Source organism: Haloarcula quadrata (genome assembly GCF_003634715.1).
In the GTDB taxonomy this organism is placed as follows: Archaea; Halobacteriota; Halobacteria; order Halobacteriales; family Haloarculaceae; genus Haloarcula; species Haloarcula marismortui.
In genome coordinates this window covers 3,045,959-3,066,057 of record NZ_RBWW01000001.1, presented here as the reverse complement: position 1 = coordinate 3,066,057, position 20,099 = coordinate 3,045,959, and the positions used below count along the sequence as shown (strand labels likewise).

General features: G+C 63.5%; 23 protein-coding genes. 15 read left to right on the top strand and 8 right to left on the bottom strand.

The features are described from left to right. The first annotated feature begins 88 nt into the window (after positions 1-88). Together BDK61_RS15855 and BDK61_RS15850 are read left to right on the top strand one after the other, a co-directional pair. On the top strand, positions 89-427 hold the full coding sequence (locus tag BDK61_RS15855) for a cupin domain-containing protein (RefSeq protein ID WP_004963841.1): 339 nt from the start codon (positions 89-91) through the stop codon (positions 425-427). A gap of 37 nt (positions 428-464) precedes the next feature. Continuing rightward, positions 465-1,262: a hypothetical protein gene (locus BDK61_RS15850; RefSeq protein WP_121303724.1), complete on the top strand. Its 798-nt coding sequence runs from the start codon at positions 465-467 to the stop codon at positions 1,260-1,262. Between the two features lie 21 nt (positions 1,263-1,283). On the opposite strand, the gene BDK61_RS15845 is transcribed toward BDK61_RS15850, so the two are convergent. Next, positions 1,284-1,508 (bottom strand): hypothetical protein, encoded by a 225-nt coding sequence (locus tag BDK61_RS15845; protein ID WP_004963836.1) that lies wholly within the window; start codon positions 1,506-1,508, stop codon positions 1,284-1,286. Positions 1,509-1,589: 81 nt separating this feature from the next. Here BDK61_RS15845 and BDK61_RS15840 point away from each other — a divergent pair, with 81 nt between their 5' ends. Beyond that, positions 1,590-1,817 carry a DUF7860 family protein gene (locus BDK61_RS15840; protein ID WP_007189053.1) on the top strand — a complete coding sequence of 76 codons (228 nt, stop codon included), beginning with the start codon at positions 1,590-1,592 and terminating at the stop codon, positions 1,815-1,817. Between the two features lie 197 nt (positions 1,818-2,014). Here the strand turns inward: BDK61_RS15840 and icd are convergent, their stop codons facing one another. Next, a complete protein-coding gene (gene icd, locus BDK61_RS15835; RefSeq protein ID WP_004963830.1) occupies positions 2,015-3,277 on the bottom strand; it encodes an isocitrate dehydrogenase (NADP(+)) in 1,263 nt (420 codons plus the stop codon). A 150-nt stretch (positions 3,278-3,427) separates the two neighbouring features. Here icd and BDK61_RS15830 point away from each other — a divergent pair, with 150 nt between their 5' ends. After that, entirely contained in the window at positions 3,428-4,270 is an 843-nt protein-coding gene (locus BDK61_RS15830; RefSeq protein WP_004963827.1) for an isoaspartyl peptidase/L-asparaginase, read from the top strand. 42 nt (positions 4,271-4,312) lie between these two features. Further along, the gene (gene map / locus BDK61_RS15825; protein WP_121303723.1) at positions 4,313-5,209 is read left to right on the top strand and encodes a type II methionyl aminopeptidase; all 897 of its coding nucleotides are present in this window, start codon (positions 4,313-4,315) and stop codon (positions 5,207-5,209) included. A gap of 216 nt (positions 5,210-5,425) precedes the next feature. Here map and BDK61_RS23875 read toward each other — a convergent pair whose 3' ends face one another. Next, positions 5,426-5,623: a DUF7835 family putative zinc beta-ribbon protein gene (locus BDK61_RS23875; protein ID WP_004518623.1), complete on the bottom strand. Its 198-nt coding sequence runs from the start codon at positions 5,621-5,623 to the stop codon at positions 5,426-5,428. Between the two features lie 243 nt (positions 5,624-5,866). Here BDK61_RS23875 and BDK61_RS15815 point away from each other — a divergent pair, with 243 nt between their 5' ends. From BDK61_RS15815 to BDK61_RS15800, 4 genes are all read left to right on the top strand, one after another. Continuing rightward, a complete protein-coding gene (locus BDK61_RS15815) occupies positions 5,867-6,403 on the top strand; it encodes an HIT family protein (RefSeq protein ID WP_004963820.1) in 537 nt (178 codons plus the stop codon). A 133-nt stretch (positions 6,404-6,536) separates the two neighbouring features. Further along, a complete protein-coding gene (locus BDK61_RS15810; RefSeq protein ID WP_121303722.1) occupies positions 6,537-7,424 on the top strand; it encodes a Rieske 2Fe-2S domain-containing protein in 888 nt (295 codons plus the stop codon). 46 nt (positions 7,425-7,470) lie between these two features. Next, positions 7,471-8,385, top strand: coding sequence for a cation diffusion facilitator family transporter (locus BDK61_RS15805; RefSeq protein WP_011224795.1), 915 nt, complete (start codon positions 7,471-7,473; stop codon positions 8,383-8,385). A 33-nt stretch (positions 8,386-8,418) separates the two neighbouring features. Further along, entirely contained in the window at positions 8,419-8,805 is a 387-nt protein-coding gene (locus BDK61_RS15800; protein WP_004963811.1) for a DoxX family protein, read from the top strand. Between the two features lie 37 nt (positions 8,806-8,842). On the opposite strand, the gene BDK61_RS15795 is transcribed toward BDK61_RS15800, so the two are convergent. Further along, positions 8,843-10,126: a tRNA (N(6)-L-threonylcarbamoyladenosine(37)-C(2))-methylthiotransferase gene (locus BDK61_RS15795; RefSeq protein WP_121303721.1), complete on the bottom strand. Its 1,284-nt coding sequence runs from the start codon at positions 10,124-10,126 to the stop codon at positions 8,843-8,845. Positions 10,127-10,176: 50 nt separating this feature from the next. Next, positions 10,177-10,872, bottom strand: coding sequence for a deoxyribose-phosphate aldolase (gene deoC / locus BDK61_RS15790; RefSeq protein WP_007189048.1), 696 nt, complete (start codon positions 10,870-10,872; stop codon positions 10,177-10,179). A 164-nt stretch (positions 10,873-11,036) separates the two neighbouring features. Between deoC and BDK61_RS15785 the strand changes: the two genes are divergently transcribed. Continuing rightward, positions 11,037-11,873 carry a DUF63 family protein gene (locus BDK61_RS15785; RefSeq protein ID WP_121303720.1) on the top strand — a complete coding sequence of 279 codons (837 nt, stop codon included), beginning with the start codon at positions 11,037-11,039 and terminating at the stop codon, positions 11,871-11,873. Between the two features lie 6 nt (positions 11,874-11,879). Here BDK61_RS15785 and BDK61_RS15780 read toward each other — a convergent pair whose 3' ends face one another. Further along, positions 11,880-12,293, bottom strand: a complete 414-nt coding sequence (locus BDK61_RS15780) for a hypothetical protein (RefSeq protein ID WP_121303719.1) — start codon at positions 12,291-12,293, stop codon at positions 11,880-11,882. Between the two features lie 233 nt (positions 12,294-12,526). On the opposite strand from BDK61_RS15780, the gene BDK61_RS15775 reads away from it, so the two are divergent. After that, on the top strand, positions 12,527-13,036 hold the full coding sequence (locus tag BDK61_RS15775; RefSeq protein WP_121303718.1) for a hypothetical protein: 510 nt from the start codon (positions 12,527-12,529) through the stop codon (positions 13,034-13,036). A gap of 1 nt (position 13,037) precedes the next feature. Here the strand turns inward: BDK61_RS15775 and BDK61_RS15770 are convergent, their stop codons facing one another. After that, a complete protein-coding gene (locus BDK61_RS15770) occupies positions 13,038-13,259 on the bottom strand; it encodes a hypothetical protein (RefSeq protein WP_004963795.1) in 222 nt (73 codons plus the stop codon). An 86-nt stretch (positions 13,260-13,345) separates the two neighbouring features. On the opposite strand from BDK61_RS15770, the gene BDK61_RS15765 reads away from it, so the two are divergent. Beyond that, complete coding sequence (locus BDK61_RS15765; RefSeq protein WP_121303717.1) at positions 13,346-14,071, top strand: nucleoside phosphorylase; 726 nt, start codon at positions 13,346-13,348, stop codon at positions 14,069-14,071. 117 nt (positions 14,072-14,188) lie between these two features. Further along, positions 14,189-15,703, top strand: a complete 1,515-nt coding sequence (locus BDK61_RS15760) for an HPP family protein (protein WP_121303716.1) — start codon at positions 14,189-14,191, stop codon at positions 15,701-15,703. On the opposite strand, the gene BDK61_RS15755 is transcribed toward BDK61_RS15760, so the two are convergent. Further along, positions 15,700-16,908, bottom strand: a complete 1,209-nt coding sequence (locus tag BDK61_RS15755; RefSeq protein WP_121303715.1) for an NAD-binding protein — start codon at positions 16,906-16,908, stop codon at positions 15,700-15,702. The genes BDK61_RS15760 and BDK61_RS15755 overlap by 4 nt on opposite strands. A 29-nt stretch (positions 16,909-16,937) precedes the next feature. On the opposite strand from BDK61_RS15755, the gene BDK61_RS15750 reads away from it, so the two are divergent. After that, positions 16,938-18,218: a potassium channel family protein gene (locus BDK61_RS15750; RefSeq protein WP_121303714.1), complete on the top strand. Its 1,281-nt coding sequence runs from the start codon at positions 16,938-16,940 to the stop codon at positions 18,216-18,218. Next, positions 18,215-20,035, top strand: a complete 1,821-nt coding sequence (locus BDK61_RS15745) for a potassium transporter TrkA (RefSeq protein ID WP_121303713.1) — start codon at positions 18,215-18,217, stop codon at positions 20,033-20,035. Before BDK61_RS15750 ends, BDK61_RS15745 begins: the two co-directional genes overlap by 4 nt. Positions 20,036-20,099: the final 64 nt, after the last annotated feature.

The following is a 20,099-nucleotide window of genomic DNA, read 5'->3' as shown; positions in this document are numbered from 1 at the left end:
CCCCGTCAGGGCCGGACGGTACTGAATCCACCGACGTCCGATGCCGGGGGACGAAGGCTCAGGTGCGGCGGACATGACATAGCTGAGCATGGAAGAAGTACCACAGGCGGCCTGTGAGACAGTCGAAGCAGTCGACGGCGTGCACCTGACACAGATGGCCGTCGGAGAGGAGATGAGCGTCCAGCAGTTTCATATCGAACCCGGCGCGGCCGTTCCGGAGCACAGCCACCGCCACGAGCAGGTCGGCTACGTTGTGAAGGGAACTTTTACCTTCCACGTTAACGGCGAGGAGTACGTCATTGGTCCCGGTGACTCCTACGTGGTCCCGAGCGAGGAACCACACGAGGCGCGCAACGACGGCGAGGAGCCGGTCCGTGGTATCGACGTGTTTAGTCCGCCGAGGCCGAATCCGGACTGGCAGGACTAACCACAACTGTTTGAGTCCTCCGGCCGTATGGTAACCAATGACGCGAGCAGTGGTTGCTATCGTGACGCTCGCGCTCGTACTCGCCGGCTGTTCTGGGTTCGTCCAGCAAGACAGTCCCGAGACGGTCACGCCGGCAGCGGTGCCGACCGACGGGGTCGGGTATCCGCCGGGCGTGAGCGACGACGCAGTGGTTCCGTCAACGCTGGCCAGCACCCACGAGCGGACGCTTGCGACGACGAATTACACGCTAGTCACTCGCCAGTGGGTCACTGACAGCAACGGGACAGTACTCCGGCGGTCCAACCACACCCGCTACGTCGCGGTGAACAAGACGACGTACGCAGGTCGGTTCCGCCAGAACGGCACGGAGTTGAACACGTTCACCACCCGCATTGACTACTGGACTAACGGTTCCATCGTTGCGGCCCAGTACGACGAGCGAGTGAACCGCCGCAGCCAGGTCAAGTGGTCTGTCCGCGACGACGGCCCGGTCTCGGACCTCTCGGAGCGCCGGACGATACGTGGCGTCGGAGAAGCCGTCGCTCTCTCCGTTGCAGACCGAAGTGACAGCGGCGTCGTCCTCGTCGGCACCCGCTTTCGGAACCCTGACAGACTCAACACACCGCTGTTCGTGAGCGACCCCCGCAACGTCTCCGTCCGACTTCGCGTCAATCACGATGGCACCGTTTCCGCGTTTCGGCTGGCCTTCGATGCTAAACGGAGCGACCGACAGGTTCGTGTCACCCAAGAGATGCGGCTCCGACACATCGGGTCGACGACAGTGAGACAGCCAGAGTGGGTCGAAAATACAACTCAGCGGTCGCTTCAGGACTAAGAGTCTGCCTGCAGCGAACACTCAAGCGCTGCCGAGCGCGGGAAACACTCGCCGCGATGCGAGGGTATAGCCGGCGTACAGGAGGACCAGGCCCATGTACACCTCCCAGGTAGCGAACGCGGAGACGCCGCCGGACAGGTCGGCGAGAGCGGCCTGTTCGGTGAGTGCCCCGCCAACGGTTAGCCCGGCTGCGAGCAGCGTCGAGAGCAGGAGTTCAAGTAGCTCTGGAATCGATTCTGAGACCATGTGTGCCCAGATATCATTCCGAACGCATTTGTAGCTCTTTCGATCCGAGAGAGCTTAGTAGGTCCACGAGGACGGACCTGTATGAGTCAAAACTGGAACGCGGACTACGCGACACTCGCGAAGCGCGGGTTCATGCTTGGGGCAGGGCTGTTCCTCCTCGGCATCGCGGGCGAAGTCGCCGGAAGCGCCGTTCTCGGGACGCTCCCCGCCTGGGGCGACACCCTGCTAGTCGACATGGAAATGCTCGGTATTCTCGTCGGACTTCTCTCGCCGCTCGTGTTTGGCGTAGTTATGCCGCTGACCGAGTAACGCTTCTCGGACGGCTGTGCTGCATAAGAAACGCAACTCCCAAGAGATAGCGCTATTCTCCAAATGATACTCGCCTGTGTCGTCACTTTCGGGCTGTAACGCGCACTAAAAATGCAGAGTTCGGGTGGTCAGCGCGACTCGCTTATGCGAGCTTCTCGATGTTCTGGCGGCTTTGCCGCCAGAGCCCAGAAACTTGCTTATGCAAGTTTCTCGATATTCTCGACGACCTTCTCGGCGAACTCGCTGGTGGCGAGCTTCGTACCGCCTTCGATCTGGCGTTCGAGGTCGTAGGTGACGTTGCCAGAGGAGATGGTCTCCTCGACGGCGTCACGAACGAGCTGGCCGGCGTCCTTCCAGCCCATGTATTCGAGCATGAGGCGGCCGGAGAGGATCATTGCGGTCGGGTTGACCTTGTCCTCGCCGGCGTACTTCGGCGCGGAGCCGTGGACCGGCTCTGCGAGACAGCGGGCCGAACCGAAGTTCGCACCGGGGGCGATGCCGAGGCCGCCGATCTGTGCGCCGGCAGCGTCGGACATGTAGTCCCCGTTGAGGTTCATCGTCGCGATGACGTCGTACTCGTCGGTCCGGGTCAGGAGCTGCTGGAGCATGTTGTCGGCGATGCGGTCGTTAACGACCAGTGAGTCCTCGGGCGCCTCGCCGTCGTACTCGTCCCACAGCTCGTCCTCGGTGATGACGTGCTCGCCGTACTCCTCTTCGGCGACCTCGTAGCCCCAGTCACGGAAGGCTCCCTCAGTGAACTTCATGATATTACCCTTGTGGACCAGCGTGACGCTGTCGCGGTCCTCTTCGAGGGCGTAGTCGATGGCCTCACGGACGAGGCGCTTGGTCCCGAACTCGGTGATCGGCTTGACGCCGATGCCGACCGGGCCGTCGTGGATGGTCTCGTCGAAGTTCATCTCGTCCTCGACGAACTCCTTGACCTCCTCGACTTCGTCGGTGCCGGCCTCCCACTCGATGCCGGCGTAGACGTCCTCGGTGTTCTCCCGGAAGGTGACCATGTCCATCTCCTCGGGGTCTTTGACCGGTGACGGGACGCCCTCGATGTGATAGGTCGGGCGAACGTTCGCGTAGAGGTCGAGCGTCTTGCGAAGTGCGACGTTCAGCGAGCGGAAGCCAGCGCCGACCGGTGTCGTTAGCGGGCCCTTGATAGCGACGTTGAACTCTTTGATGGCTTCGACGGTGTCATCAGGGAGGTTCTCGTCGTACTTGTCTCGGGCGGACTGGCCGGCGTAGATGCGCATCCAAGAGATGTCACGACCGGTTGCGTTCGCGGCGGCTTCGAGCACTTTCTGTGCGGCCGGACCCACGTCGGTCCCGATACCGTCCCCGTGGATGATAGGGATAATCGGGTTCTCCGGAACGTCGAGTTCGTCGTCCTCCGTGACCTGAATCTGCTGTCCCTCGTCGGGAACCTCCACTTTGTCGTAATCGTAGCCCATATTCCGCCAATTGACAGTCGCCCCTAAAGGCGTGCCGCTTTCCCTCAGACGTGGTAACACAGTGCGTAAAGAAAGGTCACGACCGCACGCCGGCACGTCACTATCGCAATGGTCGGAGGTGATATGCCTTTCGTGTGTCAACGGGTCCGCATGCACGTCATCGTCCACGGCGGCGCGGGCAGTCCACCAGAGTCACCGGCCACCCGACAGAAAACGCTTACCGATGCCGCTGAACAGGCAACGGAGGCGGCGCGTCCGATGGGCGCGGTGCTGGCCGCGCTTCGGCCACTTGAATCAGACTCAGCATTCAATGCCGGCGTCGGTGGGGCAATCCAGAGCGACGGCGAAGTCCGGACTGACGCTGGACTGATGACCGACGACGGCGGGGTCGGAGCGGCGTGTGCAATGTCTGGCGTTGTACACGCCGCGGATGTAGCCCATACTGTGGCAACTGAGACGCCACACGTCCTCCTTGCCGGCGACGAGGCCGTTGAGTTCGCGGCTGGCACAGGTGTCGAAACCGGCCGGGACCTCACGACTGCAGAGACGCGACAGCGATACGAGCGGGCGGACCCGCCCGACGGTGGCCCCGCTGACCACCTCGACTGGGTTCGTGAGCATTTCAGCGGCACTGACACCGTCGGCGCTGTCGCAACCGACGGGGACCGGCTTGCCGCGGCGACGTCGACCGCCGGGCGCTGGTACGCGCTGGCCGGTCGAGTCGGCGATGTGCCACAGGTCGGGGCCGGCTTCTACGCGGACGGCCGCGGTGGTGCGAGCGCGACCGGCGAAGGGGAGGCTATCGCCCGGTTCGGGGTGGCTCGCCGCGCTGTCGAACTACTGGACACGTACGGCCCGAAACAGGCCGCCGAAGAAGCCATCGCCGAGTTCGAGGACGCGACCGGTGGACGTGCCGGCGTCATCGTTCTCGACCATGCCGGCCATACCGGGGCCGAACGGAACACCGCCGCAATGCAGACCGCGACGAAATAGCAGAGGGAAACCCCTTTGCCCGCCACCGACTAACCGGCGTGCATGACTGACGTGGACTTCGATTCCGAGCAGTACGAGAAATGCCGCGAAGCGGGCGAAATTCTGGCACAGGTACGCGACGAGGCGGCCGAACGCGTTGAGGAGGGCGTCTCTCACCTCGAAGTCGCCCAGTGGGCCGAGGACAAGATCCGGGAACTGGGCGGCAAGCCGGCGTTCCCGGTGAACATCTCTATCGACGAGGAGGCCGCTCACGCTACTCCCGAGCGCGACGACGACGCGACGTTCGGCGAAGAGATGGTCAACCTCGACATCGGCGTCCACGTCGATGGGTGGCTTGCCGACACCGCCGTGACGGTCGACCTCTCCGGGCAGGACGAACTCGCCAAAGCCCCCGAAGAGGCCTTGGACGCCGCGCTGGACGTTGCCGGCCCGGGTGTTGATGTGGGCCAGATCGGCGCAGCCGTCGAGGAGGTCATCGAAGGGTACGGCTACAACCCCGTCGTGAATCTCACCGGCCACGGACTCGGTCACTGGGAACAGCACACGTCGCCGAACATCCCGAACCGCGAAGTGGCACAGGGTGCGACGCTCGACGTGGGTGACGTGGTCGCTATCGAGCCGTTCGCCACCGACGGCCGCGGCAAAGTGCAGGAAGGGGCTGACGAGGAGATTTTCGCCCTCGAACGGGAAGGATCAGTCCGGAACCGGCAGGCCCGACAGGTCCTCGAACAGATCACCGATGAGTACCGAACACTGCCGTTCGCCGCCCGCTGGCTCGACTCGCCGCGAGCGGAGATGGCGCTTCGCCGCCTGAAACAGCAGGATATCGTCCACGGCTACCCCGTACTCAAAGAGCAGGACGGCGCGTACGTCAGCCAGAAGGAGCACACCGTCATCATCACCGAGGACGGCTGTGAAGTAACGACGCGCTCGCGGTAACGCGACACCGACTTCGAACCCGCCGGGTGATACCGGACTACTGTTTTCGAGCAGCAGTGCTATCGCTCTGGGATTCGCGTGAAAGGTGGGGTGGGGTGTGTGGCCACGCAGTCAGAGACCGCGTGGCGTACGGAAAGGGTGGGGTGGGGGGTGTGTGGCCACGCAGTCAGAGACCGCGTGGCGTACGGAAAGGGTGGGGTGGGGGGTGTGGGATGGTTAAGCGTTGTTCATCCGTGTCGACGTGGTTGTCCCACAGATTTGACACTCGCTAACCCGATACGGCTCTCGGGAAAACGCCGCGTTTTCGCGTTTATCGGATTCTGTCTGTATCTGGACACGCACGGCGTGCGGCGTCTCACGGTCACACGTCGAACAGTGTTCGGCCATGTCAACGCCGTCGTTTATCGCTGCCATCCCGTCTGATACAAGCCGGGTAGAGAGTATAAAAACCACCATCAGTTCTGGTCCGTTTAGCACTGTTTATCGCCAGACAGAAGTCGATTTCTGCCGAAGGAGAGCTTAGGTGCGCCGAGAATGTTTAAAAGCCTTCCTGAGCCCACAAAACCCGGTCAGCTTGCGTGAACGGCCAACACTTTTATATACTACATTCGCGGTATCGGTCATGTCGTTTTTGCTGGTGGGTCGACAACTGGCGGTATGGACAAGGTGTTTGCGCCGTGGCGCATCGAGTGGGTCGAACGCGAAAAGACGAACCCTGATGTCGACTGCGTGTTCTGTGCGTTTCAGGCACAGGACGACGACCGAGCGAACAACCTCGTGGCGCGAAGCGACCACGCTTTTGTCCTCCTGAACAACTACCCGTACAACCCCGGACACGTGATGGTTATTCCCCATACTCACACCGGCGAGTACGGTGACCTTGACGACGAGACCCTGCTCGATCACGGCCGACTGAAACAACGGACCTTCGACGCTCTCGAAACTGCACTCTCCCCGGACGCGTTCAACGCAGGGCTGAATCTCGGCGGCTCGGCGGCCGGCGGCTCGATTGACGACCACCTCCACACCCACATCGTGCCGCGGTGGAACGGCGACACCAACTTTATGCCGGTCATCAGTGATACGAAAGTCATCGTCGAGGCTGTCGAAGAGACGTACGACCGGCTCTACGCTGCGTTCGCGTCACAGGACGGAACGACCGCTCCGGAGGACGGAGCTGTCCGAATCGAGTAGCCCTGGCCGTCCCGGCCGTACCGACCGAGATGCCGTCTTCGTCTGTAGAGATGCGGTGAAACAGCCGATTTCCGGTAGCTGAAAAGCATCGGGTGGGCCTTTTTCAGTGGCTGCCAAACTGTCGCATGGTCCTATGACGCAAGAAGGCCTTCCAAATCACGGCCAGCGTGACAAGTACCCAGCCCCGTCCGGTCGCCGCCGCTTCGTCAAAGGACTGGTCGGCGCCAGTGCGCTGTCAGGGGTGACGACTGTCGGCGGCCTCGCAGTCGACGCAACGACCGACCAAGGTGGCATCGGTGGCGGTACTGTGTCCTATGTCGGCATCCGGAATATCGCTGGCCCAGCGAACCGGCCGATGCCGATTGTCCCCCTGGAGATATCCGATGGCGCACTCCGCGGGATGTGGCCGTCCGTATCAGAAGTGACAGCGGGCGGTGATACCTTCCGTCTCGCCAGGGGTGAACTGGGCGGCGTGACGTACTCTCAGCAGTGGTTCCAGTACTGCGGGCTCGAAGTCGCCCCGGGACTCGAACCGGACCCCGAGCGCGACGGGTTTCTCAGGTCGAAGACGACGTATGACTGGCAATCTGACCTGCCCGATGGAGAGAAACTCCGTGTCGAGCACTTCGAGAACTACGAGTTGTGGGGAAACAACATCGGTAGCGACGGTCTCGGCAAGCCAGCGGTCGCGACCTGGCGTTCACAGGGCGAGGACGTCAAGGAGATTCAGGTTCAGGTGCTCCGGACACCCGCTGTCTCGAAGATGGTCGCCGGTGAAGACGAGTATGCTGACCTCGCCGGTGAGATACGTGACTTTCTGGACGCGGCCACTGCCGAGGATTTCATCGCATGGGTGAACCGCTGTACGCACCTCTGCTGTAATCCCGGGTACAAAAAGACGCCTGGAAGCGCGAAATTCGAGGCCGCCGACAAGGTGTACTGTAACTGCCACCAGTCGGTATACGACCCGTTTTCGCCAGCGATGGCAACCTTCGCGTCTCGGCCTCGGCCACAGGAGTAGCCCAGTGTCGAAGCGGCTTTGACGGCGGCCCAACAACGGAGGGGCAATGTCACGCCGCACGACGCTCAGGCGAGTCGGCCTGCTCGTTCTCGGCGTCAACCTTCTCCTCGTGCTGCTGAAAGCCGGCGTCTGGCTCACTACCGGAAGCTTCGCCGTCCAGTCCGAGGCGGTCAACAGCGCCGCTGACACCGCCTACTCGCTGGTCATCGTTGCCGGGCTGTACCTGACGACGCGCCCGCCTGACTTCGAGCACCCCCACGGCCACGAACGCATCGAGCCGTTCGTCTCGCTGTTCGTTGCCGCGGGTATCTTCGCCGCTGGCGGGTTCGTCCTCTGGAACGCCGGGACTGCCCTGCTGACCGGGAACATCTCGGTAACACAGGGGCCAGCCGCCGTGCTCGTGCTCGCCTTCTCGGCCGTCGCGAAGTACGCCCTCTACCGCTACTGTCTCCGCGCGGGCACGGACCGTAACTCCCCGGCGCTCATTGCGACGGCGAAGGACAACCGCAACGACATCCTCACCGCGGGAGCGGCGCTGGTCGGCGTCGGTGGTGCGATGGCCGGTTACCCCATCGCCGACCCGCTGGCTGCGCTCGTCGTCGCCATCGGCATCATCTACACCGGCATCGAGGTCGTACAGGAAAACGTCACGTATCTCGTCGGCGGCGCACCGCCAGAGGACCTTCGGCGCGAAATTCTTCGCCGCGCGCTGGACCACCCCAAGGTCAGCGGCGCACATGACGTTATCGCCCACTACGTCGGCCCTGAAATCGACGTGAGCCTCCACATCGAGGTGGAAGGTGACCTGACGCTGTTTGAGGCCCACGACATCGAGACGGCGGTCATCAAATCAATCGAGGAGCTTCCGGAGGTCGACGACGCGTTCATTCACGTCGACCCGAAGGAACTCGGCGAGTGGAAAGACGACGAAGAAGTGGAACGACTCGCTGACTTGGAGTGACGTTTTAATAGCTGTCGTGCCATGCGATAGCATATGGGTGACGACTCATCACGTAGCTGGCTTGCACTTGGACGACTGTTGTTCGGCCTTGGCGTGGCCCTTCAGGCCGCTGAGGACTTCCGGGACATGGAAGACGCTATTGAGTACGCTGAGTCGGCGGGTGTCCCCGCGCCAGACTTGCTGGCCCCGCTGGCCTCGGGGATGATGCTGGTCGGCGGGCTCGGGACGGCATTCTGGCGGCTTCCTCGTGTTTCGACCGGTGCCGTCGCCACGTTCCTTGCCGTCGTGACCCCGACGATGCACGACTTCTGGAACGCTGACCCGGACGATCAGAGCGGCGAGCGTCTGGCTTTCTTCGGGAACCTTGCGATGTTCGGCGGAGCGGTAACGTTCCTTCGCAAAGCCTACAGTGGCGACTGAGCGGCTGGTCAGTCCTGACTGAAAATGTGGGGACCCGTCAGTCCGCTATCTGGGCCCGCTCGATCGGCTCGCCGAAGGCGTACACGGTGTTGTGGCTCGTGATCTCCACGTCAACCGTGTCGCCGATTTCCAGGCCCCGCTCCTGTGCGTCGGCAATGACAACCTGCCGGTAGGCCTCGTCGTAGCCCACCAGCGACTCGTCGGTGCCGTCCTCGACGAGCAACACCGAGGACGTGTGGCCGACCATCTCCTCGTAGGCCTCGGCCATCAGCTCCATCTTCGCCTCGCTCATCTCCTTCGAGCGGTCCTTCTTGATCTGGCCGCCGAGCCCTTTCATGTCGTCGGCGTCGGTACCGGGCCGCTTCGAGAAGCGCGTGACGTTGATCTTCTCGGGGCGGGTCTCGCGCAGCAGCGCCATCGATTGCTCGTGGTCGGCCGGCTCCTCGGTCGGGAAGCCGACGATGAAGTCCGTCGACAGTGTCCAGTAGTCCAGCTGGTCGTCCAGCGTCTCGACGACCTCCAGATACTCCGAAACGGCGTGTTGCCGGCGCATATCGGCCAGCACGTCGTCGCTGCCGGACTGGACCGGCGCGTGGATGAAGTTGTACAGTTCGTCGTGTTCGGCAAACACCGCTGCGAGTTCCTCACGGACGCCGTGGAGTCCCTTCGGGTTCGCCATGCCGACACGAACTCGGAAATCGCCGTCGATGTCGGAGCAGATGCGGTCGAGTAGCTCCGGTAGAAGGCTCGTGCCCTGATTCGTATCCCAGCCGTAGACGCCCGTATCTTGGCCGGTGATACGGATTTCCTTCGCGCCGGCGTGGACGAGCGCGCGGGCCTTCTCAACGTTCTCCTCGACAGAGGGCGATTCGATTCGCCCGGTCGCCTGCTTGGTGATGCAGTAGGAGCAGTCTGACATACAGCCCCGAGCGATGGGGAGGATGCCGACGACGCCGTTGAGCACCGTCTCGGTATCCGGCGTGATCGTCGGGCATTCTCCGTTAAGAACGTACTGTGGGACATCGTCCCAGTGGAGCACCTCGGCGTCGATGTCGGCGCTCTGGAACTCCTCACCCTGCGCGAGCGCCATACAGCCCGTGATGACGAGGTCGGCCGGCGTTTCGCTATCGAGTTCTTTGGCCCGCGCGAGCATGTTGCGTTCGGTTTTCTCAAGCACCGTACAGGTGTTGAGGATCGCCACGTCGGCGGACTCCGGCCCGTCGGCGGGGTGGTGCCCGCCCTCCCGGAGCGCCTGCTCGATCTGCTGGGTCTCACCTCTGTTCGAGGTACACCCGTACGTCTCGATGTGATACCGGGCCATTCATCCAAACACTATCGCCAGGGCGGCAAAAGGGCGACGGATTGGACCGGTCAGTAGCCGTCGGTCGTGTCCGCGCCGTCCCGGTCTGATTCCGGCTCGGTCACGGTTTCGCCCGCCGTTTCGGCCTGCCACTCTCGAACGATGGTATCGCCACTCGACGCGCCGATCCGCTCGGCCCCGGCCTCGAACATCGCCTTGGCGTCAGCCCACGACCCGACGCCGCCGCTGGCTTTCACCGGGAGGTACTTGCTGAGAATCTCCACGTCGTGGACCGTCGCGCCGCCCTCGCTGAACCCCGTCGCAGTCTTGAGATATGCGGCGTCGGCATCAGCCACGAGTTGCCCGACCCGTTCGAGTTCGGCATCAGAAAGCAGCGGCGCTTCGACGATGACCTTCACGGGAACTGGGACGCTGGCGACGACTTCGGTGATGTGGTCCCGAACGGCGTCGTCCTCGCCGGCTTTTAACAACCCAACGTTACACACCATATCCAGTTCGTCGGCCCCAGCGTCCCAGGCCAGTTTGGCCGCCTGACAGACGCTATCGGTCTGACCCTGACCGTGTGGGAAGTCGATGACGGCCGTGAGCGGGACGTTTGCGTATTCAGTCGCCAGCGGGACCGCCCACGGGGGGATGCACGCCCGCATTCCGTACTGTAGCGCCTCGTCGAGGCAAGTTCGCACGTCGGCCGGTGTCGTCGTCGGTCCGAGGACCGTATGTTCGATGCGGTCTGGTATATCGTCCATGCCGCGGGGTGACACGTGGTGTCTACGTAAAGACGGCGGGCGGCAGACGGTAGCCAGTTCACTATCTCTCTGTCCTCGGCGTCCAGCGGTCGCCGCTCAGGCTGTGAGTACCTCCGTCAGTCTCGTTCGGAAGGTTTTCCCTCATAGGAGTCGGCGTGGGGGACATGGTACTGCCTTCGGGGTTAGCGCTCCCGCCGCTTGAGTACACTGTGGCGCTGCTTGCGGGCACGCTCGTGGTGACAGCGCTGTTGTACGCCCTCGAACCACCGATCAACCAGCGGACCGTGGTCGCCCTGACGCCGTGGATGGCGCTCGGCGGCGCACTCCACGCGTTCCATCAGCCACCGATTGAAGCGTACCGGCCGGTGGTCACACCGCTGTTTGGCGCGCCGGCGGTGTATCTTACGACGTTCGTCACGCTGGGCGTCGTCTGGGTTACGCTGACGCTGTTCAGCGTTCGACGCGGCCACAGCGAGACGATATCGCGGAATCTGGGGTATATCGGCATCGGACTCCTGACGGTACTTCTCGTCATCGCTGTCGTGATGGCACTGGAGTCCGGCCTGCTGGGGCTTATCTGGCCAACTATCGCTGTCATCGTCGCGACTGTCGTCACCGCGGTGACGGTGCTTGTGGTTGCGCTGTGGCGGACACCGGTCGTGGTTCGGATGCGCTATGCGGCCCCGACGGTCGTGTTCGCGCACATGCTTGACGGCGTCTCGACGGCGGTTGGCGCTGACGTTATTGGGATCACGGAACGAACACCGATCCCGGCCCGAATCATGGAGTTCGCCGGCACGCTCCCGACGGCCCCGTATCTCGGCAAAGGCTGGCTGTTCGTGTTCGTCAAGCTGCTTGTGGCGATTGGGGTTGTCTTCCTGCTGGATGACTATCTTGAAGAAGATCCCGTCGAAGCGAGCCTCTTGCTCGCGGTCGTGACGGCCGTCGGCATCGGCCCGGCCACGAACAATATCGTCCTGTTCCTGTTCAGTCCGGTCTGAGGGCGGCTACTCTGTGACCGAATCGTCGAAGCGCTCCTGCCGTTCCCGTTCGAGCCGTTGACACCCGAACACGAGCGAGTCCGGAACGCCCGTCGCGTTGGACTGTAGCGAGTCGATCACGACGCCCACCTCATCGAACCGCGGGCCGCGACCGGCAACCAATGGCTCGCTTTCCCACGTAATGAACTCGTGGTCGGACAGCATCGGCAGATGACAGTGGTACAGCTCCTGCCGAAGAACCTCCAGGTCCTGTGGAACGTTTGGGTTTATCGCACTTTCGGGGAGGGGGACTGTCTCGTCGGGGTGGGCATCCAACAACGCGACGATGAGCTGTCGCCGCGGCTCAACGGCAACAGCCTTGAAAACTTCGTCCCAGCGTCTGATCACCTGCTTCCCGTTCTGATAGCGCTGCTGTGTCATGGTGTAACTTGCAACATGTTTCTGCACGACGACATATATACTATCGTGGTGTACTATATTGAGTGAATTGAACTCTGACGATGGTCGCTCCGAGACGACACTGCCGCGGATGCTGCAACAGGCTTGCTGGCGCTCGGTGAGACACCCGGTGCAACTCTCCTGATAGCGGGCCGTTCTGGCCTCGGACCCGTTCTTGGAACTGTCCCGCTGTGCCTCCACGGTCGCATGACACAATGCTCATTGGCACCGCGAGCAAGGGGAGACACGTGCTTGATTACCCCCTCACGCAGTGGGCGTTCGTCTGTGTCGTCGCCGGCGCGGTCGTCGGCCTGTTGTTGAACATCCCGATGGTGACACAGGACGAGGGGTACCTGCCGGCGTACGTTGCCGCGGCCGGACTCACCCGCACTGACCCGAGTGCAGTGAGTCGTCCCCTCGTCGTCGTCGTCCATCACGGCACCGCCCCCGTCGCGGCGCTGCTGTACAGCGCGGTTGTCGCTGGCCTCTCGTTCGTGCTTCCGACGGCGATCTCACTCAACGGCGTCCCGCTGATTCCACATACCATCGGTGCTGTGGGCATCTCCGCGTTCATCTACTACTTTTTCGCTCGCATCGCCATGCCTCGATTCGGTGGCAGTCTCCGAGACGACGCTGACGAGATCATCCAACAGTGGGCACTCACGGCGTTCATTTTCGGAGCGGCGCTTGCGCTGTTCATCCCAGTGCTCGTCACCTGGCTGTAAGCTACGTGTCCCGGACCCGCTTCGAGAGGTTTCTGTAGGCCCCGAGATACAGGAAGACGCTGGCAAGCAGCGCGAACGGGACGACGAGAGTCCACGAGGGGCCGTCCGGTGTTCCTGCGCCGACGGTATAGCCGGTCAGCAGTCCGAGGACGATTCCAGCGGCGATAGCGATACCCGCCGGCCCTCGCATCCGTCTGTCGAACAGCGAGATATTGTCTGCCATACATCCTCTCTGTTGGGCGTCCTACCTCACTGTTGCGACCGACGGGAATCCACTGACTACTAAATAGTTCCGTGCGACTGGCCTGTATGGCGAAACAACCCCATCTACTCGTCGAACCGGGTGACCTGACAGACATCGCGCTCGTGCCGGGCGACCCCGGACGCGTCGACCGCATTGCTGGCCTCTGTGACGACCACGAGGTCGTCGCGGAGAACCGCGAGTACAAACTCGTCAACGCGACCTATGAGGGCCGCGAACTGACGATCTGTTCGACCGGCATCGGTTCGCCGTCGACGGCCATCGCCGTCGAGGAACTCGAGGCGGTCGGCGTCGAGACGCTCATCCGCGTCGGGACGACCGGCGCGCTGCAGGAAGGCATCGAGATCGGCGACATGGTCGTCGCCAACGGCGCGGCCAAGGACGAGGGAACGTCCCAGCGCTACGAATCCAAGGCTGTCCCGGCCGTGCCGGACTACGACGTACTCTCATCGCTGGTCGACGCCGCCGAGGCGAACGACGAGGACGTTCACGTCGGTCCCATCGCCACGGACGACGCCTTCTACGCCGAGACGGATGAATACATCAACGACTGGGAGGCCGCCGGCCTGCTGGCCGTCGAGATGGAGGCCGCCGCGCTGTTCTCCCTGTGTCGCCGTAAGGGCCTGCGCTCAGGCGCTATCTGTACCGTCGACGGAAACCTCATCGAGGGGACACAGAAGGGCGAAACCGAGGACGAGGAACTCCCAGAGAAAGCCAAGAACAACGTCGAGCGCGCCATCGAAATCAGTCTGACGGCGGCCGCGTCGCTGTAGGCGTCGGAGTGACTGTCTCTTTGAGAGCCGCCGACGGTGCTATCGAACCGGAATGCGCGGCCGCTCGCGCCGCGCTCCGGCGGAGGGCTTAACAGACGCTCTCCCGTGGGAAACTGTATGCTCGACCAGTTCCGGAAGCGACTCCGTGCGGCGGCAAGGCGACTCCGGCGGGTCGAGCGCCGCGAACTACAGGACTTCAGACGCTGGGCCGAGGTGACTGAAAACCTTGTCCACCTTTCGATGCTGGTGTTCGTCCCGCTTGCTATCGTGCTGGTGACGACGCTGGCAAACGCCGTCCCACGACTGAGTTTCCTGCTGTTTCCGCCGCTCGCAGCGGGGTCGTACACGCTGTTCGTCGACCCGACGAGCAAGTACTCCGACCCGAAGCGGTTCGTCGCGGGGCTCACCATCGGCGCGGTCTGTGGACTGGGCGCACTTGCCGTTTCGAACAGTTACCTCACAGCGCCGGGCGGCCAGTTCGGCGTCAACGCGCTCGGTGCCGGCCTGGCCGTCTTTGCGACTGGCGTTGTCACATGGCCGCTGGACATCGAGGAGCCGTCGTCGTACTCCACCGCCCTGCTGGCGCTGCTGGTCGAACCGAACCAGCGGGCGACGTTCGTTGCTAGCATCTTCCTCGCCAGTGTACTTGTGGCGGTCCTCTTTATCATCTGGCGCGAGCAGTTCTACGAGCAGCGAGCGACGTACCTGTACGAGTCGATGTCCGGTGACGACCACGTGCTGGTCCCGATGCGTGGCGACTCGGCAGGACAGACAGCGATGCTGGGCGCACGGCTCGCGGCCGCCCACGAAGCCGGAAAAGTCGTCCTGCTCGACATGGTTGCAGACAGCGACGCCGCCACGACCAAGCAATCGCTCACGCGGGACACGATACAGCTCGATATCCGGTCAGAAAATGGCTCAGAGTCGCCGCCAGCCCGGACCCGCCTCATCGGCGATGGCGGTGACCCGGCCACTGCGGGGGTGTCGCCCGACAAGACTGACCTCGAAGCGGAGGTCGACTGGCTGGAGACCCACGCCGACCGAATCGAGACGCGAACGGGCGTGTCCTGCCAGGTCGTCGTTGCGAGCGACGATGGCTCGCCGGCCAAGACGACGCTGCAAACCGCGGCCGAAACCAACTGTGACCTCATCGTCGCGCCCTACGAGAGCCAACACGGAGCGCTGACGCCGTATCTGCAGCGGCTGTTTCGAAGCAAGAGCGATATTGTCGTCCATCGGTCCCGGAGCGACCGGACCCGCTGGAAACAGGTCATCGTCCCCGTCCGGTCCGTCAGCGATGTAGCCCACAACATGGTCGACTTCGCAACGCGACTGGCCGGTCGGAGCGGGCGGGTCGCCGTCGCAACCTGTATCGGTTCTCGCGGGGACCGCCGCCGGGCCGAAGAGATGCTTGCGGACCTCATCGAACCGTACGAGGGCGCGTTCGAGACAAGGGTTCCGCGGACAAGCATCCAGACGTTTCTGTCCGATACTGCATCGCAATACGACCTCGTCATGATCGGAGCAAGCCGTGACCGGAGCAAGGCGTCGCGGTTCATTTCGCCACCGACGTTCGAACGACTGGAGGACGTGGAAACAGACATCGCTATCGTCGACCGCGGCCGGGCCTAGATATCTGCGTCGTCCTCGTCGTTCACATCGAGCAGGTGGTCGGCGATATTTTCCATCCCCTCCCGGCCCAGCGCCGACTGGACGATGAGGTGGCCACCCAGCACTGCCGGGCTGATGACCGTGTCCGCGCCCGCTCGTCGGAGTTTCTCGATGTTCTCGCGGTCGGTCGCCGCAGCGACGATGTTAACCTCGGGGTTGAGCGTCTGTGCCGTCAGTATCGCTAGCGCGTCCTGTGCGTCGTCGTTCGTCGCTGCGACGACCGCCACAGCGTCCTCGATACCGGCCCGTTGCATGGGTTCCTCGTCACTCGGGTCCGCAGTCAGGACGGCGATATCCTGTTGCTGGAGCCGTGTCGCTGTTTCCGTGTCCGGCGTGATGACCACGAAATCGATTGCGCCGGTCAGTTCTTCGATAATCGGTTCCGTCAGGTCGCCGTGGCCGAGCACCAGTACGTGGTTCTCGAGCAAGTCCAGTTGTGCGTCAGTCATGTTTCCGAGTGCCTCCGAAAGCCGCTTCTCGATTGCCGGGCCCAGCAGCGACCCAAGCGCGATGGCGAAACTGGCCGTCCCGAGGACGACCACGGACATCCCGAATAGTTTCGCCTGCTGGCTCTGTGGGGTCACGTCGCCGTACCCGACGGTACTGGCCGTGACCAGTGTGTAGTAGAACGCATCGGTCGCTGTCGAGAGATTAGTGAAATCGTCCCGGAGCGCGTACGAGCCCGCCGTTCCGTACATAAGCGAACCGAGGAGTGCCGCGCCAGCGGCCAGTTGCGCTGTCGAGAGGTCGATTGGTCGGTCGAACCGCCGCTGGTTCAGCAACATTGCCGGGAGCGAAATCAGCGAGAGCACCACGAGCGGAATCGACACCGCCGAACTCGGCACGGGGCCGACGAACGGAAGCGTCACCGCCGAGTTCTGTACCAGCCCCTGAACCGCCGCCACGGGCAGTAAGACGATGGTCGCGTACCACGCGATTCGCAGGCGGCGTCGGAGTCCGACGACGCTAACGAGTAGCGTGAATCCGGTGAGCGCACCGGTAAATCCGGCGGTACGCTGGATGCTTCGCGGAATGAGGTCTCCGAGCGGTCCGCTGATCGATACGGCACTGATGTTGACCACACCAGTGACGAACGACAGCACCGCCACAAGCACCGGCAAGAGGATTGTCGTGCGCGCTCCCAACCAGTTCCGCGGCCTGTCCATACCCATCCAGATTACAGCGGTCGGTGTAAATGTACTGTCCGCGGGCCGGAAGCGATTTACTACCGGCCACGCAGGATGTGGACATGGCTTCGCTCCCGGTCGAGGTGTTGATGGGGATCTATCTGGGGTTGTTGGTGGGAGTGATACCGGCGCTCGTGTCGTGGGCGCTTGGGTTCAGTTTCAAGTATTTTACCGGCATTACCGTGCCGGGGTTCGGTGTTGTCGTGCTGGCAATCGCACTTGCCGGCGTCAGCGGCGGCCTCATGGCACTGGCAGACAAGTCGATTACGCAGGCCCCCAACGCCGAGCGAATCATTACTGCAATCGTTCTCGTCGGGATGGTGTCGCTGTACGCTCACAGCAAGGGCGACCAGCTCGGGGCGGAGTTCCCGAAGCGGCTCTCTTTCCAGGGGCTCCGCGAGAAGAAACTCTCCGCCGATGTGGTCGAATTTGTCGGCGGCCGCGACGAAGTCCGTATTCGCATCGTCGGCGACGTGGCCGACATGGAAGGATATCCTGCGCTTGCGGAGCCGCTCCGGGCCGAAATCCGCAGCGAGGAGTGGCGGTTCCCGGCCGACCTCCGCATCGGCGAACTCGAACGCCGGATGGAGGAGCGGCTGAAATCGGAGTTCGACCTCGGCGACGCCGCCGTCTCCATCGACGAGCAGGGGCGAGCGACGGTTGTCGCCGCGCCGCCGTTTTCGGGCCTGTCGAAGCGTGTGGGCGACAACCGCCACGCCGTTTCGGTGGACGCGCTGTTGCCGACCGGGCTGGCCCGAAACGATGAGGTGACAGTGCTGACTGAGGACGCACAAGTTCGGGGAACCGTCGTCAGTGCCCGGTCGACGCCGTCGGCCGACGAGACACCAGCCGAGACCCCGACGGAACCGGAAATCGCCGACTCCGAGGCGCCCCCAACGCCGGTACAGGCACCGACGACTGACGGCGGCGAGGGCCGGCTCACGGTCGCCGTGACCCGGACGGACGTGCAACCACTCCTGCGGTCGGCTCAGCCAAAGGTCGTGGTCGAACCCCGCGGAACCCATCGGGAGTACGAACTCGTCTCCCTGCTCCGTCGGGCCGGAAGCCGGTTTCGCCGTCTCACAGTTCGCGCCGACGGCCCGCTTGACGGGACGACGCTCCGGGACGCCCACGTTCGGGAGGCCTACGACGTTGCCATCGTCGCTATCCGGACGCCGGACGGCTGGCAGGTCGCACCACGCGGCGACGCGGCCGTCGAAGCCGGCAACGAACTGTACGCGATTGGCCGCCGCACCGACCTTGATGCCTTCGTGGAGGCGGTCGCATGACGCCGCTCGGCACGCCACTCCTCGCACAGATCGGTGCGAACCTGCAACTGGGGATAGTGTCACGAACGCTGGTTGAGGGCGTTGTCTGGCTCCTCGCCATTGCGGTCCTCGCCGCGACGCCGGCTGGTGCTATCGCCGTTTTCTACCGCTGGTACGTCCGGGAACGAATTCAGACCGGGCTGGCGCTCCTGTTCGGGCTGACTGCAGTTGTCCTCGTTATCGGCGCAACGACCGCGCTCAGCGAGGTTATCCTCGGTGACGAGGATGTGCTGGCGGCCGGTGTCGTCCTGTTGAATCTCGCTGCGTTCCTTGCCGGCGGCGTCGGGGCCTACGGTGGGATGCGCATTGGGGACCGGCTGGGCGTCGACCTCTTTGCCGCGACTGGCGGCCGGAACATCGACGCCGACGTGAGCGAGATCGTCCAGACTGTCGGTCGCGTCACGTCTGTCCGCCTCCCTGAGGATATCGATGACATCATCGGCTACGACCCGATGCCCGACGAGACTAAAGAGACACTTGCGAACCGCCGCTTTCTCTTCCCCCGGCGGCTGACAAAAGACGAACTCCGGGACCGGCTGGTTGGCCGGCTCAAGACCGACTACGGCGTCGGCCACGTGGACGTTGAACTGGCCGACGACGGCACCGTGGACTACCTTGCGGTCGGGTCGCGGGCGGCCGGTATCGGCCCGACGCTGCCGCCCTCGACGAACGCCGTCGCCATTCAGGCTGACCCGGCCCATGCTGCAAGCGCTGGCGATCTGGTTCAGGTCTGGGAGCAAGCGCCGGCGAAACGCGTGCTCACCGGCGAACTCCGGGGCGTCGCCGACGATGTGGTAACGGTCGCTATCGACGCCGCCGACACGCCGAAACTTGACCCGCAAACGCGGTACAAGCTTGTCACGCTCCCAGTGCAGGACCGCTCCGACCGAGAGTTCGCTTCGCTGCTCCGTGCGGCCGACGAGACGATGGGAACCACCACTGTTGAACCGGGGAGCACGCTTGACGGCGCGCCGGTCGGCAGCCTGGCAGTCTCGGTGGTCGCGATCACCCGCGACGACACAGCGCCGGAGACAATCCCATCCCGCGAACGCGTCCTCGCGGCCGGTGACACAATCTACGCAATCGCCACCCCAGACGCGCTGCGGCGGCTGGAACAGGCAACGGAGGGGACAGGCGAACCGGGCACGACGGCGGCTGTGACGGACGAGTTGGACGGCGATACTGATGCCGGGGATGGCCAGTCAGGCGCGTCCGACGCTGTTGCCCGGAACGAGCAGACTGACGGGACGGAAGAACCGGCGGCTGATGCGACTGCTGCCACGGCTAACGACGGCGCTCCGAATGCCGACGCGACCGAGACTGAGGCTAATGACACGGCAAACGCTGATGCCGACACATCCACGGCCGACACCGCCGCTGCCGACGAGCCGACTGAGACCGCTGTTGAGGATGAGTCGGCGGCGACCAGCGACGGCGCGGATGCACCAGCAGACGCCGAAGCTGAAGCCATGGCGGACACTGCCGACAGCGACGAGTCCCCGGACGACGACCCGCTAGAAGCACTCCGGAACACCGACATGGAAGAGCCAAGCGACGATCTGACTGCGGACGAGGCGTTCGACGACCTGCCGGCGGACGACGGCGACGACACTGTCGAGGTGTGGGACCCAGAAGAGCGAATCGCCGAGGCGGACGGCGAGCCGGCCGCCGACGAAGCCAACGACAGCGACTCGATAGCCTCTGAAGCACCGACCGAGGACGGAGACGACGAAGATGACGAATCAACTGCTGGTGACGATTCGGAGAAACCAAACTGAGGCGAGTATCGGTACTACCGGACACCCCGTCACAGACTGTCCCTCTCCTGCCTGCCCGAACCGG